The sequence below is a fragment of the Streptomyces sp. NPDC058864 genome (genome assembly GCF_042742985.1).
In the GTDB taxonomy this organism is placed as follows: Bacteria; Actinomycetota; Actinomycetes; order Streptomycetales; family Streptomycetaceae; genus Actinacidiphila.
The window spans coordinates 1-13734 of record NZ_JBHYMQ010000078.1 but is presented as its reverse complement, the minus strand read 5'-3'; the positions used below and the strand labels follow the sequence as shown (position 1 = coordinate 13734).

Genomic DNA, 13734 nt, shown 5'->3' with positions numbered 1-13734 from the left:
CGAGGAGCTGCACGGTGTTTTCTGACATAGGCGCGCTTGAGGTCGTCGCGCTCGTGATCCTTGCCGTCCTCGTGTTCGGGCCGGACAAGCTGCCCAAGGTCATCAAGGACGTGATGCAGTTCGTCCGCAAGGTGCGGGAGTTCTCGGACAGCGCGAAGGCCGACATCCGCAACGAGCTGGGCCCGGAGTTCAAGGACTTCGAGTTCGAGGACCTGCACCCGAAGAACTTCGTCCGCAAGCAGCTGATGGACAACGACGAGCTGGGCCTGAAGGAGATCCGCAACGGATTCGACTTCAAGGAGGAGATGTCGGCGGTCACCGACGCCGTGCACGGCCGCGACAGCGGCGGCTCGGGTTCGGCGGGTTCGTCGGGCTCCTCCGGCACCCCGGACCTGCTGCGCAAGCGCGACGGCCTGACGCCCGGCGAGGCCCCGCCGTTCGATTCCGACGCCACCTGATACGGGGGCCTGCCCCGTTCACGCAGCGCGAGTGGCTATTCTCCCTTTGTTTGCCCTTATGGAGGAGGCGTCGCGCGTATGGAGACCACAGCTGATCCGGCGGATCGTACGGTCGACGGCCATCTCAAGGCCGACTTCCCCTGGTACGGGCTGGACGAGGCCTTCACCGGCGAGCGCTGGCTCGCCCCCGTCGGCCTGAACGCCGACGGCACGGTCGAGCACGGCTCCACCGGCCACGGCGACGAACCGTCCGTGAAGGTCGAGCCCACCCCCGACAACCGCCGCTTCGTGGTGGTCGTCACGGTCGCCGAGCGCCCGGTCCGGCGCAGCTCTGACGGCACCGGCGTGCTGGAGGCCACCTCCGTCGCCACGGCGGCCTGGCTGGCGGGCTCGGGACTGCTGTCCTGCACCTGGCCCACCCAGATGGAGCGGCACCTGCGGCAGGACTGGCTCGACCAGCAGACCGCCATCGCCTGGGACCTCGCGGACAACCTCGAGGGCTCCGACTGGTCGGCGCTCACCCTGCCGGTGGACGGCGTCCCCACGCCCTTCCACTACCGGGAGTCGGAGTACGGCTGGGTGATGGCCGGATCGGCGCGCGGGGTGCACCTGGGTGCCTTCGGGCGTGGGATGAGTGCCTACGGCCTCGGCCTGGCCCAGGTGAAGGACATCACCGCGTACCGGCCGTGAGAGACGGCTCAGGGGCGCCTCCCGGCCCGGGAGGCGCCCCTGAGGTGTTCCCGGGGCCGGTCGCGGCCGGCCCGCCGGATCAGAAGTGCCGGCTCAGAAGTGCCTGCTCAGAAGTGCCTGCTCAGAACTTGTTGCGCGGGGTGATGCCCAGCGACAGACCGGCCAGACCCCGCTGGCGCCCGCCGAGCTTGCCCGCGATGGCCCGCAGCGCGGAGCCGGCCGGCGACTCCGGGTCGGTGAGGACGACCGGGCGGCCGTCGTCGCCGCCCTCGCGCAGCCGTACGTCGATGGGGATCTGACCGAGCACCGGCACGGTGGCGCCGGTGGTGCGGGTCAGGCCCTCGGCGACCCGCTCGCCGCCGCCGGTGCCGAAGACGTCGACCATCTCGCCGCAGTGCGGGCAGGGCAGCCCGGACATGTTCTCGATGACGCCGACGATCTTCTGGTGGGTCTGCACGGCGATGGTGCCCGCGCGCTCGGCGACCTCGGCCGCCGCCTGCTGGGGCGTGGTGACCACGAGGATCTCGGCGTTGGGGACCAGCTGCGCGACGGAGATCGCGATGTCGCCGGTGCCGGGCGGCAGGTCGAGCAGCAGCACGTCCAGGTCGCCCCAGTACACGTCGGCGAGGAACTGCTGCAGCGCGCGGTGGAGCATCGGGCCGCGCCACACCACCGGGGCGTTGCCCGGGGTGAACATGCCGATGGAGATGACCTTCACGCCGTTGGCCGAGGGCGGCATGATCATGTTCTCGACCTGGGTCGGACGGCCGTCCGCGCCCAGCATCCGCGGCACGCTGTGGCCGTAGATGTCGGCGTCGACGACACCGACCTTCAGCCCGTCGGCGGCCATGGCGGCGGCCAGGTTCACCGTCACCGAGGACTTGCCGACGCCGCCCTTCCCGGAGGCGACCGCGTACACCCGGGTCAGCGAACCCGGCTTGGCGAACGGGATCTCCCGCTCCGCCTGACCGCCGCGCAGCGAGGTGGCCAGCTCGCGGCGCTGCTCGTCGCTCATCACGTCCAGCTCGACGGTCACCCCGGTGACCCCGGCGACCTTCGACACCGCGGTGGTCACCAGATTGGTGATGGTGTCCCGCAGCGGGCAGCCCGACACCGTCAGGTACACGCCGACCCGCACCGCGCCGTCGTCCGCGATGTCGACCGACTTGACCATGCCCAGGTCCGTGATCGGCTTGTGGATCTCGGGATCGTTCACCGTCGCGAGCGCGGCGCGCACCGCGTCGGGCGAGGGGGAGGAGCCGTACGCTTCGGTAGCCATGCGTCGATGGTACGTCCCGCACCGTGCCCGCAGGAGCCCCGGTGGGCGGGTTCACACCGCCCGGTCCGGGGCCTCGGCGGTCACTCCGCCTCGGCCCGCTGCCGCTCGTCGATGTCCTTCAGGAGGTCCTGCAGCTCGGAGCGGATCCAGTCGCGGGTGGCGACCTCGCCGAGCCCCAGCCGCAGGGCCGCGACCTCGCGGGTCAGGTACTCGGTGTCGGCGATGCTGCGCTCGTTCGCCTTGCGGTCCTGCTCCAGGTTGACCCGGTCGCGGTCGTCCTGCCGGTTCTGCGCCAGCAGGATCAGCGGGGCGGCGTACGAGGCCTGCAGCGAGAGCATCAGGGTGAGGAAGATGAACGGGTAGGAGTCCCAGCGCAGATCGCGCGGCGCCAGCGCGTTCCACGCCACCCACGCGATGATCACCACCGTCATCCAGACGATGAAGCGGCCGGTCCCCAGGAAGCGGGCGATCTTCTCCGACAGCCGCCCGAAGGCCTCCGGGTCGTAGGAGGGCAGCAGGCTGATCCGCGGTACCCGCGGCTGGTCCAGGCGGATGCGGGGGCGTTCCTCGCTCACTGCGCCGCCTCGTGCAGTTCCGTCTCGCGCCAGTCCTCCGGCAGCAGGTGGTCCAGGACGTCGTCGACGGTGACGGCGCCCAGCAGCGAGCCGCTGTCGTCGACGACCGGCACGGACACCATGTTGTACGTCGCGAGGAAGCTGGTGACCGCCGGCAGCGGGGTGTCCGGTGCCAGCGGCTGCAGGTCGCTGTCGAGCAGCGCGCTGACCAGCGTGAACGGGGGGTCGCGCAGCAGCCGCTGGAAGTGCACCGTGCCCAGGTACTTGCCGGTCGGGGTCTCGTCCGGCGGCCGGCAGACGTACACCTGGGCGGCGAGCGCGGGGGACAGGTCCGGGTTGCGGACCCGCGCCAGGGCGTCGGCGACGGTGGCGTCGGGGCGCAGCACGATCGGCTCGGTGGTCATCAGACCGCCGGCGGTGCGCTCCTCGTACGACATCAGCCGCCGCATGTCGGCCGCCTCGTGCGGCTCCATCAGCCCCAGCAGCCGTTCCTGCTCCTCCTTGGGCAGTTCGGCCAGCAGGTCGGCGGCGTCGTCCGGGTCCATGGCCTCCAGCACGTCGGCGGCCCGCTCCTGCTTGAGCTTGCCGAGGATCTCCACCTGGTCGTCGTCCGGCAGCTCCTCCAGGACGTCGGCGAGCCGGTCGTCGTCGAGGGCCGCGGCGACCTCGGCGCGGCGCTTGGGCGACAGGTGGTGCAGGACGTTCGCCAGGTCGGCGGGGCGCAGCTGGTCGAAGGTGGCGAGCAGCGCCTCCGCGCCCTGCGCGTGCTCGTCGAGCGAGAAGCCGGTGACCGCCGACCACTCCACGGTCAGCGTCTCCCCGGACCGCCGCAGCGGCCCGCCCTTGCCGCGGCGGACGAAGGCCTTGTCGATCTCCCAGTCGCGGCGCGCGGCCAGCCGCACCATCGACACGTCCAGCACGGTCACGTCCTCGCCGGTCTCGACGAGCGTCACCCGGCGGTCAAGCAGTTCGCCGAGGACCAGGGTCTCGGTCGGGCGCTGTTCGAAGCGCTGCATGTTGACGACACCCGTGGTGATCACCTGACCGGACTCCACGCCCGTCACCCGTGTGATCGGCAGGAAGATCCGGCGCCGGCTGACGACCTCCACCACCAGCCCCAGCACACGCGGCGGCCGGCCCCCGACCCGCAGCATCACGACCACGTCCCGGACCCGGCCGACCTGGTCGCCGTTGGGATCGAAGACCCGTACCCCGGACAGGTGCGAGACGAAGACCCGGGAGCTTCCCGCTGGCATGCCGCCAGGCTAACGCCGCGCCCGCGGGCAGGGCGCGCGGTAATGCTCCACGGGGGCTTCGCAGGGCGTTCACAGCCGTTCACCCGACCAGCGGTACGCTGCGGTAGCTTCGGCTCCGCTTCGCCGCTCCCCTCGTGTGACGGGCGCGTACAACTGCAGGAGGAAGAGAACACGTGATCCCCGGCCGCACGTCGTCCGTCCTCGTGAGCCTTCTGGGCGCGGTCCTCGTCCTCGCCGGAGCGACAGGGTGCGCGGGTGATCCGGACGCGGGGACCAACGGCGTCGGCAAGCTGCCGGCGGGGACCATCGAGAAGCGCGCCCGTACCGCCGCCGCCGCGGCCGACACGGTACGGCTGACCGGCACCGTCGTCAGCAAGGGCCGCAGCTACACGCTCGACATGCGGCTGCGCGGCAACGGCGGCCTGGGCGAGGTCACCTCCAAGGGCAGCACCTTCGAACTGCTGCGGGTGGGCGACGACCTGTACCTGAAGGCGGGCGCGGGGTTCTACGGCGACCAGGTCGGCGCCAAGCTCAAGAACAAGTACGTCAAGGTGCCCGAGGCGGACCCCGCGTACGACCAGTTCAGCGGCTTCACCGACAAGGAGGTGCTGCTGGACGGCCTGTTCGTGCTGCACGGCGCGCTCGCCGTCGGGGACCACCGCAGCGTCGGCGGGGTCCGCACCGTCGCCGTCACCGCGGACGGCGGCAGCGGCGGCACGATCGACGTGTCGCTGGAGGGCAAGCCGTACCCGCTGCGCTACGAACGCGCGGGCGGCGCAGGCACGCTGACCATGGACGACTGGGGCAAGGACTTCACGCTGCGCGCGCCGGACGAGGACGACGTCGTCGACTACGGCAAGGCCGTCACGCAGTAGGACCCGCGGCTCAGGCCTTCTTGCGGCGCCGCAGCAGCAGCTTCGGCAGGCCCGCGGGGATCGGGCGGCGGGTGATCGCGGCCGTCGGCACCGGGGCCGCCGCGCCGCTGCCGTCCGCCATCGCGCCGGGGCGCTCCAGGAGGTCGCCGGCGGGCTCCAGGCGCAGCACACGGCACTCGCGGGCCCAGCGTCCGGTCATCGTCTCCGCGTCCGGCGCGTTGAGCCGCTTGCCCTTGAGCTCCTCCACCGCGGCCGTCCACGCCTCGCCTTCCGGGCGCAGCTCGGTGACCCGGACCGGGAAGGCGACCAGCCGGCCGCCCTTGTCCTTGCTGCGGACGGTGACCGTGGCGGTGCCGCCGTCGGTGAGTCCGGGCCCGGGCAGCGGCTGCTCGCCGGGGCCGCCGCCGACGACCACGACGGCGCCGTCGACCCAGGCGTGCCACAGGGCCTGACCGTCGGCCCACAGCAGGCCGGACTTCTTCACGGCCTCCTCGATCAGGGCCTGGTCCAGCTGCGGCTGCGTCACGGTGTCCGTCATGCGCCCAGCCTATGGCGTGGCCCGCGCCGGGCGCCGCCGTGGTGCCGCACACATGGTGAGACGACAGGAGCTCAGGGCCCGGACGGGCCTTACGCTAAGGAGGTCACCGTCCCGTCCCGCCCCGAGGAGACCCCGCGTGTCCGCCGCGCCGTCCGCCAGAACCACGCCCGCCGTACCGAAGGCGGACGCCGAGACCGGCGCAGCCCCGCACGGGAAGGCGCCCATGGACTTCGCGCTCCTGGCGGTTGCCATCGCCGGTGTCTCCCTGTCCGCGCCGCTGATCGCCGCGACCGCCGCGCCCGCGCTGGCCATCGCCTTCTGGCGGAATGCCATGGCCGTCGGGGTGCTGAGCCCCTTCGCCTGGCTGCGGCACCGGCGGGAGCTGCTGGGGATGGGCCGCCGGGCGTTCGGGCTCTCGCTCGCTTCCGGTCTGGTGCTGGCGCTGCACTTCGGACTGTGGCTGCCGAGCCTGACCATGACCTCGGTCGCGTCCTCCACGGCGCTGGCCACCACCACGCCGGTGTGGACCACCTTGTTCCTGTGGATGCGCGGTCACCGCCCGCCCCGGATGGTGTGGCTCGGCTCGGCGCTCGCGGTCGCCGGTGTGGTGCTGCTGACCGGCGTCGACCTGTCGATGTCGCCGCGCGCCCTGGCCGGGGACGCGCTGGCGCTGGGCGGCGGCATCGCGGCCGCCGGCTACGTCCTGCTCGGCGCGGAGGTGCGACGGACCGTCAGCACGACCGCGTACACCTACGTCTGCTACTCGACCACGGCCGTGGCCCTGCTGGCCCTCTGCCTCGCCTCGGGCTCCGCGCTCGGCGGCTACGACGGCGGCACCTGGGTCAAGCTCATCGCCCTGACCATGGCCGCGCAGTTGCTCGGCCACAGCCTGCTCAACCGGGTAGTGCGCGGGCTCGGAGCGTCGACCACGTCCACGGCGATCCTGCTGGAGACGCCGGGCGCCGCCCTGGTGGCGGCGGTCTGGCTGGGCCAGACCCCGCCCGCGGCGGCCTACCCGGCGCTCGTGGTGATCCTCGCCGGACTGGCCCTGGTGATCCTGGCGGACCGCAGGAAGGCCGCTTGAGGGTGCGGGTCTACAGCCAGCCGTTGCGGCGCAGGATGCGGTGGATGGCGAGACAGATCCCGCCGATCGCGACCAGCACCATCGGGTAGCCGTACCGCCAGTGGAGTTCCGGCATGTGCTCGAAGTTCATGCCGTACACACCGCAGATCATGGTCGGGACGGCGATGATCGCCGCCCACGAGGTGATCTTGCGCATGTCCTCGTTCTGCGCGACGGCCGCCTGGGCGAGGTTGGCCTGGAGGATCGAGTTGAGCAGGTCGTCGAAGCCGACCACCATCTCGTGGACGCGGGCGACGTGGTCCGCGACGTCCCGGAAGTACTTCTGGATCTCCGGGTCCACCACGCGCATCGGCCGCTCGCTCAGCATCTGCATCGGGCGCAGCAGCGGTGAGACCGCCCGCTTGAACTCCAGCACCTCGCGCTTGAGCTGGTAGATGCGCCCGGCGTCGGTGGCGCGCGGGGACTTGCCCTGGGCGGAGAAGACGTCGATCTCCACCTCGTCGATGTCGTCCTGGACGGCCTCGCTGACCGCCAGGTAGTCGTCGACGACCTGGTCGGCGATGGCGTGCAGCACGGCGGAGGGGCCCTTGGCGAGCAGCTCGGGGTCGTCCTCGAGACGGTGCCGCAGGGCGCGCAGCGACCCGTGGCCGCCGTGCCGGACGGTGATGACGAAGTGCCGGCCGGTGAAGACCATCACCTCGCCGCTCTCCACCACCTCGCTGGTGGCGGTGAGTTCGGCGTGCTCGACGTAGCGGATGGTCTTGAAGACCATGAAGAGCGTGTCGTCGTAGCGCTCCAGCTTGGGCCGCTGGTGGGCGTGGACGGCGTCCTCCACGGCCAGCGGGTGCAGGCCGAAAACCTCGGCGATCTCCGCGAACTCCCGCTCCGACGGCTCGTGCAGGCCGATCCAGACGAAGCCCTCGTCGCCGCCGCGCACCTTCTCCAGGGCCTCGCGCGGTGAGATGTGGTCGCTGCCGCGGCGGCCGTCCCGGTAGACGGCGCAGTCCACGACCGAGCTGGGCACGGTGGACGAGGTGCGGGAGCGGTCCGGGCCGTAGTCGTATGACGTGCTGCTCTTGCGCAGGGCGGGGCGGACGACTGCGCGCAGGTCGCGGATCATCGACATGGCAAGCTCCTTCACGGACTGGCCGGGCTGAAATGCGGATCAGGGCAGGGGTGATCACCGTTGATCACTGCGCAGTTCAGGGAGCTCTTCCGGAAGCGGCGGGGCGGACCCGGGCAGGCCTCGGGAGCGGGCACGGAGCGGCGTGACGCGCTCGTGCTCGCGGAAATTTCCGGGATTCCCCGGCGGTTCCGTGGTTCTTTGGTTTCAGTCCCGGGTGGCCGGGTACGGAACGCGGGGGATCAGGAGGGTCGCCGGGCGGAAGAGCTGCCGGTACTGCACGGTCGACTAGGATCCATCGCAGCCCCACCTCCTCCGGCCGATCCCCGCTGGGGGAAAAGCGGCACGCCTCTACCGGCGTAGCCGACGGCCCACCTTATCAGGCGGCTCCCGCGCGAAGCCGCCGCTTTGCACGTTCCATACGCGCTCTATGCTCACTTCATGGTCGACGTACTGGGGCTCGTTGAGGCGCGGCTGCGCATGGCCTTCGGTGAGCCGGACGCCCGCGCCGCGGTCACCTTCCTGGGCACCGAGCGGATCGAGGTGCTGCGCTTCCGCGACGGCGAACTGCTGCGGTACGCGACCATCGGCATGTCGCGCGCGCCGATGAACGACCCCGTCACCGTCGTCGCGGACCCGGTGCGCGGCCCGCGCGCGGAGCTCGTCCTCACCCTGCGCGGCGGGCGCGGCGCCGACACCGGCAAGGTCCTGCGGCCGCTCGCGGTGCTGGCCGCCAGCCCCCAGGTCGAGGGCGTCGTCGTCGCACCGGGGAATTCGCTGGACGTGGGCGAACCGCTGTGGCCCGGGGCGCCGTTCTCGGCCGTCCTGGTCGCCGAGCCCGGAGGTCTCGTGGAGGACCTGGAACTCGACGCCCCCATGGACCCGGTCCGCTTCTTCCCGCTGCTGCCGATGACGGCGAACGAGGCGGCCTGGAAGCGGGTGCGGGGCGCGGGCGCGCTCCAGGAGCGCTGGCTGCGGGCGGGGACCGACCTGCGGGACCCGCTGCGCGCGGCGGTCGCGCTGACGGACTGAGCTCCGGAGGTCCATGACGCCCCCTCAGACGGATCCGGCAGGTCCGCCGCGTACGCAAGGCGTGGCCCGCCGGGGGAGGCACCTGCCGCAGGACGGCGCCACGCGCGGAACTCGGACGGGTGATCGTCCTTGACGCGGGCACGCCGCCGGAGGACCGTGGGGCGTTATGAGGGGCGAACCCAGTTGCCCGAAGTGCGGTGGCCGGGTCCGGGCGCCCGGACTCTTCGCCGACTCCTGGCAGTGCGACGAGCACGGCGCCGTGTACCCGTTGCAGCCTGTCGTCCCGCCGAGCGTGGAAGCCCTCGGTGTGGTCGTGAGCCGGTCGCGCGTCCCGGTGTGGATGCCCTGGCCCCTGCCGGTCGGCTGGCTGTTCACCGGGGTCGCGTCCGCGGGGGACGACCGCAGCGGCGGCCGGGCCACTGCGGTGGCGTGCTCCGGACCGGGGCCGCTCGGCGGACAGGGCGAGATGGTGCTGGTGGCGGAGGAGCTCGGGGTCGGACTCGGGGCGAGGTTCGCCGGGATCCCGGGACCGGACCCCGGGCCGGCGATGTGCATGGACAAGCCGCCGTCCGCCAAGGTGATCGCGGCCGGGAGGCCGACCGGCCTGTGGCACGTGAACGGGACGCCGGCGGACCGCGCGGTCTTCGCGGGGGAGTCCTTCGGGCTCTGGCTGTGGGCGATCGTGTGGCCCGAGGAGTCGGGCCTGCTCATGTACGACGAGCTGATACTGACCGATCTGCGCGAGGCCGGCGCCGAAGTCGATCTCGTACCGTGCGGGGCGCTCTCCCCGCGCTTGCTCTCCTGAGATTCAGAGGTTGGCCGGGCAGTTATCCTGGTAATCACAACCCCTGAATCCGTCCGAGCACAGAGCGCCTGGAGTGACCCGAGTGCGAATCGACCTGCACACCCACTCCACGGCCTCCGACGGCACGGACACCCCCGCCGAGCTGGTCCGGGCCGCCGCCGCGGCCGGGCTCGACGTCGTGGCCCTCACCGACCACGACACGGTCGGCGGCTACGCCGAGGCCGAGAAGGCGCTGGCCGAGCTGCACGCCGCGGGCGCCGCGGCGCCGGTCCTGGTCACCGGAGCCGAACTCTCCTGCCGCATCGACGGGGTGAGCCTGCACATGCTCGCCTACCTCTTCGACCCGCAGGAACCCGAGCTCCACCGGGAGCGGGAACTCGTGCGCGACGACCGGGTGCCCCGCGCGCAGGCCATGGTCGCCCGGCTCCGTGAGTACGGGGTGCCGGTGACCTGGGAACGCGTCGCGGCGATCGCCGGCGACGGTGCAGTGGGCCGGCCGCACATCGCCCAGGCGCTGATCGAGGCGGGGCTGGTGGACAGCATCGCCGAGGCGTTCACCCCCGAGTGGATAGGGCCGGGCGGGCGTGCCTACGCCGAGAAGCACGAACTCGACCCCTTCGAGGCGGTCCGGCTCGTGAGGAACGCTGGCGGCGTGACGGTCTTCGCCCATCCCGCCGCCGTCAAGCGCGGCACCTGCGTGCCCGAGAGCGTCATCCACGACCTGGCCGCCGCCGGGCTGGACGGCATCGAGGTGGACCACATGGACCACGACGAGCCGGCCCGCGCCCACCTGCGCTCCCTCGCCGCGGAGCTGGGACTGCTCACCACCGGGTCCAGCGACTACCACGGCACCCGCAAGACCGTCCGGCTCGGCGAGTACACCACCGACCCCGAGGTCTACCGGGAGATCGTCCGCCGGGCGACCGGCGCGGCGCCGATTGTCCCGTGACCCGCTGACCTGCTGACCCGCTGACCCCTGACCCCCCGCAACCGCACCACCGCTAGGCCCATGGATCTCTTCTCCCTCACCCTGTTCGGCTCGGTCTTCGTCACGCTCTTCGTGATCATGGACCCGCCCGGGATCACCCCGATCTTCCTCGCCCTCACCTCCGGCCGCGCGGCCAAGGTCCAGCGCCGCATGGCCTGGCAGGCCGCCGGCGTCGCACTGGGCGTCATCACCGTCTTCGGCATCTGCGGCCAGCAGATCCTGGACTACCTGCACGTCTCGGTGCCGGCCCTGATGATCGCCGGCGGACTGCTCCTGCTGCTCATCGCCCTCGACCTGCTCACCGGCAAGGCGGACGAGCCCACCCAGACCAAGGACGTCAACGTCGCGCTGGTGCCGCTCGGCATGCCGCTGCTCGCCGGGCCGGGCGCGATCGTCACGGTGATCCTCGCGGTGCAGCGCGCGCACGGGTTCGGGCAGCAGCTGTCGGTGTGGGTCGCCATCGCCGCGATGCACGTGGTGCTCTGGCTGACGATGCGTTACTCGCTGGTGATCATCCGTCTGATCAAGGACGGCGGTGTGGTGCTGGTCACCAGGCTGTCCGGCATGCTGCTCTCGGCGATCGCGGTGCAGCAGATCGCCAACGGGGTCTTCGGCTTCATCCGCGGCGAGGGCTGACGGACCGTCGGCGGAATCCGGACGCGACGAGGGCCCCGTACCGAGGTGTACGGGGCCCTTCGCGTTCATGGCGTCCGGCCGTACGGCCGCGCCGGGGTGACGGAGCCTTACTGGGCGGGGCGGATGTAGATGCGCTGGCCGATCGCGGCGGCCTGCTGGACGATCTGGTCGACGGAGGCGGCGTCCACGACCGTGCAGTCGACGGCACGGCCGTCCTGGTCGTTGAGGCGCATGATCTCGAAGCGCATGGTGTTCACGGCTTCTCCCTTCGTCCGGGCACTCCTCCATTGGAGTACGGGGCTGCTTCGCAGCCGTTACCTGCCGGGGTCATTCATGTATCAACAACAGTTGCCCCGGCGAAAACCTTCCCTGTCCTAAAGAAAATTTTTCCCACGCATCTACTGGTGGGTAGCCACCGGTACCGGCGGTCCTGGTTCCGGTTGTGTGTGCGGACGGAACCGCCGGACAATGTGATCTCTATGAACGACGACGCCCTTTCCGCCATCGCCGCCGGCATCGAGCGCACGAACGAGCTCCTGCAGCGGGTGCTCGCCGAGGTCGCCACGACCCCGGCGACCCACGCCGTGTTCGTCGACGCCGGGTACGTGTACGCCGCGGCCGGTCGCCTCGTCGCGGGCACCGAGGACCGGAGGGCCTTCGAACTCGACGCCGAGGGCATCATCGAGGCCTTCATCGACCGGGCCCGCACCCTCTTCGCCGACAGCCGCCTGCTGCGCGTCTACTGGTACGACGGGGCCCGCCGCCGCATCCACACCGCCGAGCAGGAACGCATCGCCGAACTGCCCGACGTCAAGGTGCGGCTCGGCAACCTCAACGCCAGCCGACAGCAGAAGGGCGTCGACTCCCTGATCCGCAGCGACCTGGAGTCACTGGCCCGGCACCGCGCCATCAGCGACGCCGTCCTCATCGGCGGCGACGAGGACCTGGTGTCCGCGGTCGAGGCCGCCCAGGGCTACGGCGCCCGCGTCCACCTGTGGGGCATCGAGGCCGCCGACGGCCGCAACCAGGCCGACCCCCTGCTGTGGGAGGTCGACAGCCTGCGCACCCTCGACCTGGACTTCTGCAAGCCGTACATCACCCGGCGCACCACCCCCGTCTACGGGGACGCGCCGATCCCCACCGGGCCCATCCCGACCCGCGAGGACGTGCACTTCGTCGGGGCCCGGGTCGCCTCGCAGTGGCTGGCGACCCGCGGCCGCGACTCCCTGGCCGAGCTGCTGCCCGGCCACCCGTACCTGCCGCCCGCCTTCGACCAGGAACTGCTCGTCGAGGCCGAGGGCATGCTCAACATCTCGCTGCGCGGCCACGCCGACCTGCGGCGCGTGCTGCGCGACGGCTTCTGGGAGCACCTGCAGGCGCGCCTGTAGACCGGGCTCAGGCCGCGGTCCCGGCTCCGTCCCAGAAGTCCAGCAGGGCCCGTGCGGTGGGGGCCGGCCGCTCGGCGTTGGGCGAGTGCTCGGCCCCCTCGACGACGACCCGGCGGGCGCCCAGGCGCCCGGCCATCGCGTCCAGCCACGGGACGGGCCAGGCGTAGTCCACCGCGCCGGAGAGCACCAGCTTCGGCAGCGGGACCGCCGCGAGCTCCGCCACCCGGTCCGGCTCGTCGATCAGCTGCCGGCCGGTGACGACCAGCTGCTCGGGCACCGTCGCCAGCCAGCGCCGGTGCAGGAACTCCTCGACCGGGCCCTCGGCGTTCGCCGTGCCCTCGAGGTCCTCGGCGTCCAGCTCGCGCATTGCGCGCCACACACCCTCCATGTCCATCGCCGACAGCGCCTCCAGCAGCAGCTTCGTACGGGCCTGCTGCGCGGGCTCGATGGCGGCCGGGCCGGAGCTCATCAGGGTGAGCGACGCCCAGGGCAGGGCGGTGCCGGCGCCGTGCGCGGCCAGGACGGCGGCCCGGGCCACCAGGCCGCCCATCGAGTGCCCCAGCAGGTGCACCGGCTCGCCGGCCGGGGCGGCCAGCGCCGCGGTCTGCGCGACGACGTCGGCGGCCAGTTCTCCCTGCGCGTACGCCGCCTCGTCCCGCGGCCCGGGCGATTCGTGCTGGCCCCGGCCGTCCACCGCGACCGTGCGGTAGCCCGCGGCCGCGAGCGGTCCCAGCAGCGCGACGAAGTCCTCCTTGCTGCCCGTGAACCCGGGCACGAGCAGTGCGGTGCCGCGCCGCGGCGTGCCGGCCGGCGGGACGGCGTCCAGCACGGCGAAGGCGCCGCGGGCCGTCTCCAGGAGGTACGCGGTGACGTTCTCGGGCAGCGTCAGGAAGGGCGGTCGGCTCATGGGGCGAGGCTAGCCGGGCCGGGTTGCCCCCACACGACGCGGGCCCCAACCCCGGGCGCCGCGCAGGCGGTACGCCGACGGCCGGGCACCCCCTCAGGGG

At 72.2% G+C, this 13734-nt stretch carries 16 protein-coding genes; 9 read left to right on the top strand and 7 right to left on the bottom strand.

Features of this window, described 5'->3' with window-relative positions:
• The first annotated feature begins 14 nt into the window (after positions 1-14).
• Both ACFW3D_RS36070 and ACFW3D_RS36065 read left to right on the top strand, forming a co-directional pair.
• Complete coding sequence (locus tag ACFW3D_RS36070; protein ID WP_500511789.1) at positions 15-458, top strand: sec-independent translocase; 444 nt, start codon at positions 15-17, stop codon at positions 456-458.
• A gap of 78 nt (positions 459-536) precedes the next feature.
• A complete protein-coding gene (locus tag ACFW3D_RS36065; protein WP_500511787.1) occupies positions 537-1148 on the top strand; it encodes a hypothetical protein in 612 nt (203 codons plus the stop codon).
• Between the two features lie 121 nt (positions 1149-1269).
• Here the strand turns inward: ACFW3D_RS36065 and ACFW3D_RS36060 are convergent, their stop codons facing one another.
• The 3 genes from ACFW3D_RS36060 to ACFW3D_RS36050 all read right to left on the bottom strand — a co-directional run bounded on the left by ACFW3D_RS36060 (position 1270) and on the right by ACFW3D_RS36050 (position 4258).
• Positions 1270-2427, bottom strand: coding sequence for an Mrp/NBP35 family ATP-binding protein (locus ACFW3D_RS36060; RefSeq protein ID WP_500511785.1), 1158 nt, complete (start codon positions 2425-2427; stop codon positions 1270-1272).
• Between the two features lie 80 nt (positions 2428-2507).
• Complete coding sequence (locus tag ACFW3D_RS36055; RefSeq protein ID WP_500511833.1) at positions 2508-3035, bottom strand: DUF1003 domain-containing protein; 528 nt, start codon at positions 3033-3035, stop codon at positions 2508-2510.
• Positions 2999-4258, bottom strand: coding sequence for a magnesium transporter MgtE N-terminal domain-containing protein (locus ACFW3D_RS36050; protein WP_500511783.1), 1260 nt, complete (start codon positions 4256-4258; stop codon positions 2999-3001). The genes ACFW3D_RS36055 and ACFW3D_RS36050 overlap by 37 nt, the downstream gene beginning before the upstream one ends.
• Before the next feature lie 173 nt (positions 4259-4431).
• On the opposite strand from ACFW3D_RS36050, the gene ACFW3D_RS36045 reads away from it, so the two are divergent.
• Positions 4432-5133, top strand: coding sequence for a hypothetical protein (locus tag ACFW3D_RS36045; protein ID WP_500511781.1), 702 nt, complete (start codon positions 4432-4434; stop codon positions 5131-5133).
• 10 nt (positions 5134-5143) lie between these two features.
• On the opposite strand, the gene ACFW3D_RS36040 is transcribed toward ACFW3D_RS36045, so the two are convergent.
• Positions 5144-5671 carry a hypothetical protein gene (locus tag ACFW3D_RS36040; RefSeq protein WP_500511779.1) on the bottom strand — a complete coding sequence of 176 codons (528 nt, stop codon included), beginning with the start codon at positions 5669-5671 and terminating at the stop codon, positions 5144-5146.
• A gap of 136 nt (positions 5672-5807) precedes the next feature.
• On the opposite strand from ACFW3D_RS36040, the gene ACFW3D_RS36035 reads away from it, so the two are divergent.
• Positions 5808-6755: a DMT family transporter gene (locus ACFW3D_RS36035; protein WP_500511777.1), complete on the top strand. Its 948-nt coding sequence runs from the start codon at positions 5808-5810 to the stop codon at positions 6753-6755.
• A gap of 10 nt (positions 6756-6765) precedes the next feature.
• Here the strand turns inward: ACFW3D_RS36035 and ACFW3D_RS36030 are convergent, their stop codons facing one another.
• The gene (locus ACFW3D_RS36030; RefSeq protein WP_500511775.1) at positions 6766-7881 is read right to left on the bottom strand and encodes a magnesium and cobalt transport protein CorA; all 1116 of its coding nucleotides are present in this window, start codon (positions 7879-7881) and stop codon (positions 6766-6768) included.
• Positions 7882-8319: 438 nt separating this feature from the next.
• Here ACFW3D_RS36030 and ACFW3D_RS36025 point away from each other — a divergent pair, with 438 nt between their 5' ends.
• From ACFW3D_RS36025 to ACFW3D_RS36010, 4 genes are all read left to right on the top strand, one after another.
• Positions 8320-8910 carry a suppressor of fused domain protein gene (locus ACFW3D_RS36025; RefSeq protein WP_500511773.1) on the top strand — a complete coding sequence of 197 codons (591 nt, stop codon included), beginning with the start codon at positions 8320-8322 and terminating at the stop codon, positions 8908-8910.
• Between the two features lie 166 nt (positions 8911-9076).
• Positions 9077-9715: a DUF6758 family protein gene (locus ACFW3D_RS36020; RefSeq protein WP_500511771.1), complete on the top strand. Its 639-nt coding sequence runs from the start codon at positions 9077-9079 to the stop codon at positions 9713-9715.
• A gap of 82 nt (positions 9716-9797) precedes the next feature.
• Complete coding sequence (locus ACFW3D_RS36015; protein WP_500511831.1) at positions 9798-10664, top strand: PHP domain-containing protein; 867 nt, start codon at positions 9798-9800, stop codon at positions 10662-10664.
• 60 nt (positions 10665-10724) lie between these two features.
• Positions 10725-11339: a MarC family protein gene (locus tag ACFW3D_RS36010; protein ID WP_499607007.1), complete on the top strand. Its 615-nt coding sequence runs from the start codon at positions 10725-10727 to the stop codon at positions 11337-11339.
• A gap of 107 nt (positions 11340-11446) precedes the next feature.
• On the opposite strand, the gene ACFW3D_RS36005 is transcribed toward ACFW3D_RS36010, so the two are convergent.
• Positions 11447-11587: a DUF8834 family protein gene (locus ACFW3D_RS36005; RefSeq protein WP_086020735.1), complete on the bottom strand. Its 141-nt coding sequence runs from the start codon at positions 11585-11587 to the stop codon at positions 11447-11449.
• 231 nt (positions 11588-11818) lie between these two features.
• On the opposite strand from ACFW3D_RS36005, the gene ACFW3D_RS36000 reads away from it, so the two are divergent.
• Positions 11819-12727 carry an NYN domain-containing protein gene (locus ACFW3D_RS36000; RefSeq protein WP_450400973.1) on the top strand — a complete coding sequence of 303 codons (909 nt, stop codon included), beginning with the start codon at positions 11819-11821 and terminating at the stop codon, positions 12725-12727.
• Between the two features lie 7 nt (positions 12728-12734).
• Here the strand turns inward: ACFW3D_RS36000 and ACFW3D_RS35995 are convergent, their stop codons facing one another.
• Entirely contained in the window at positions 12735-13634 is a 900-nt protein-coding gene (locus ACFW3D_RS35995; protein ID WP_500511769.1) for an alpha/beta fold hydrolase, read from the bottom strand.
• Between the last annotated feature and the right edge of the window lie 100 nt (positions 13635-13734).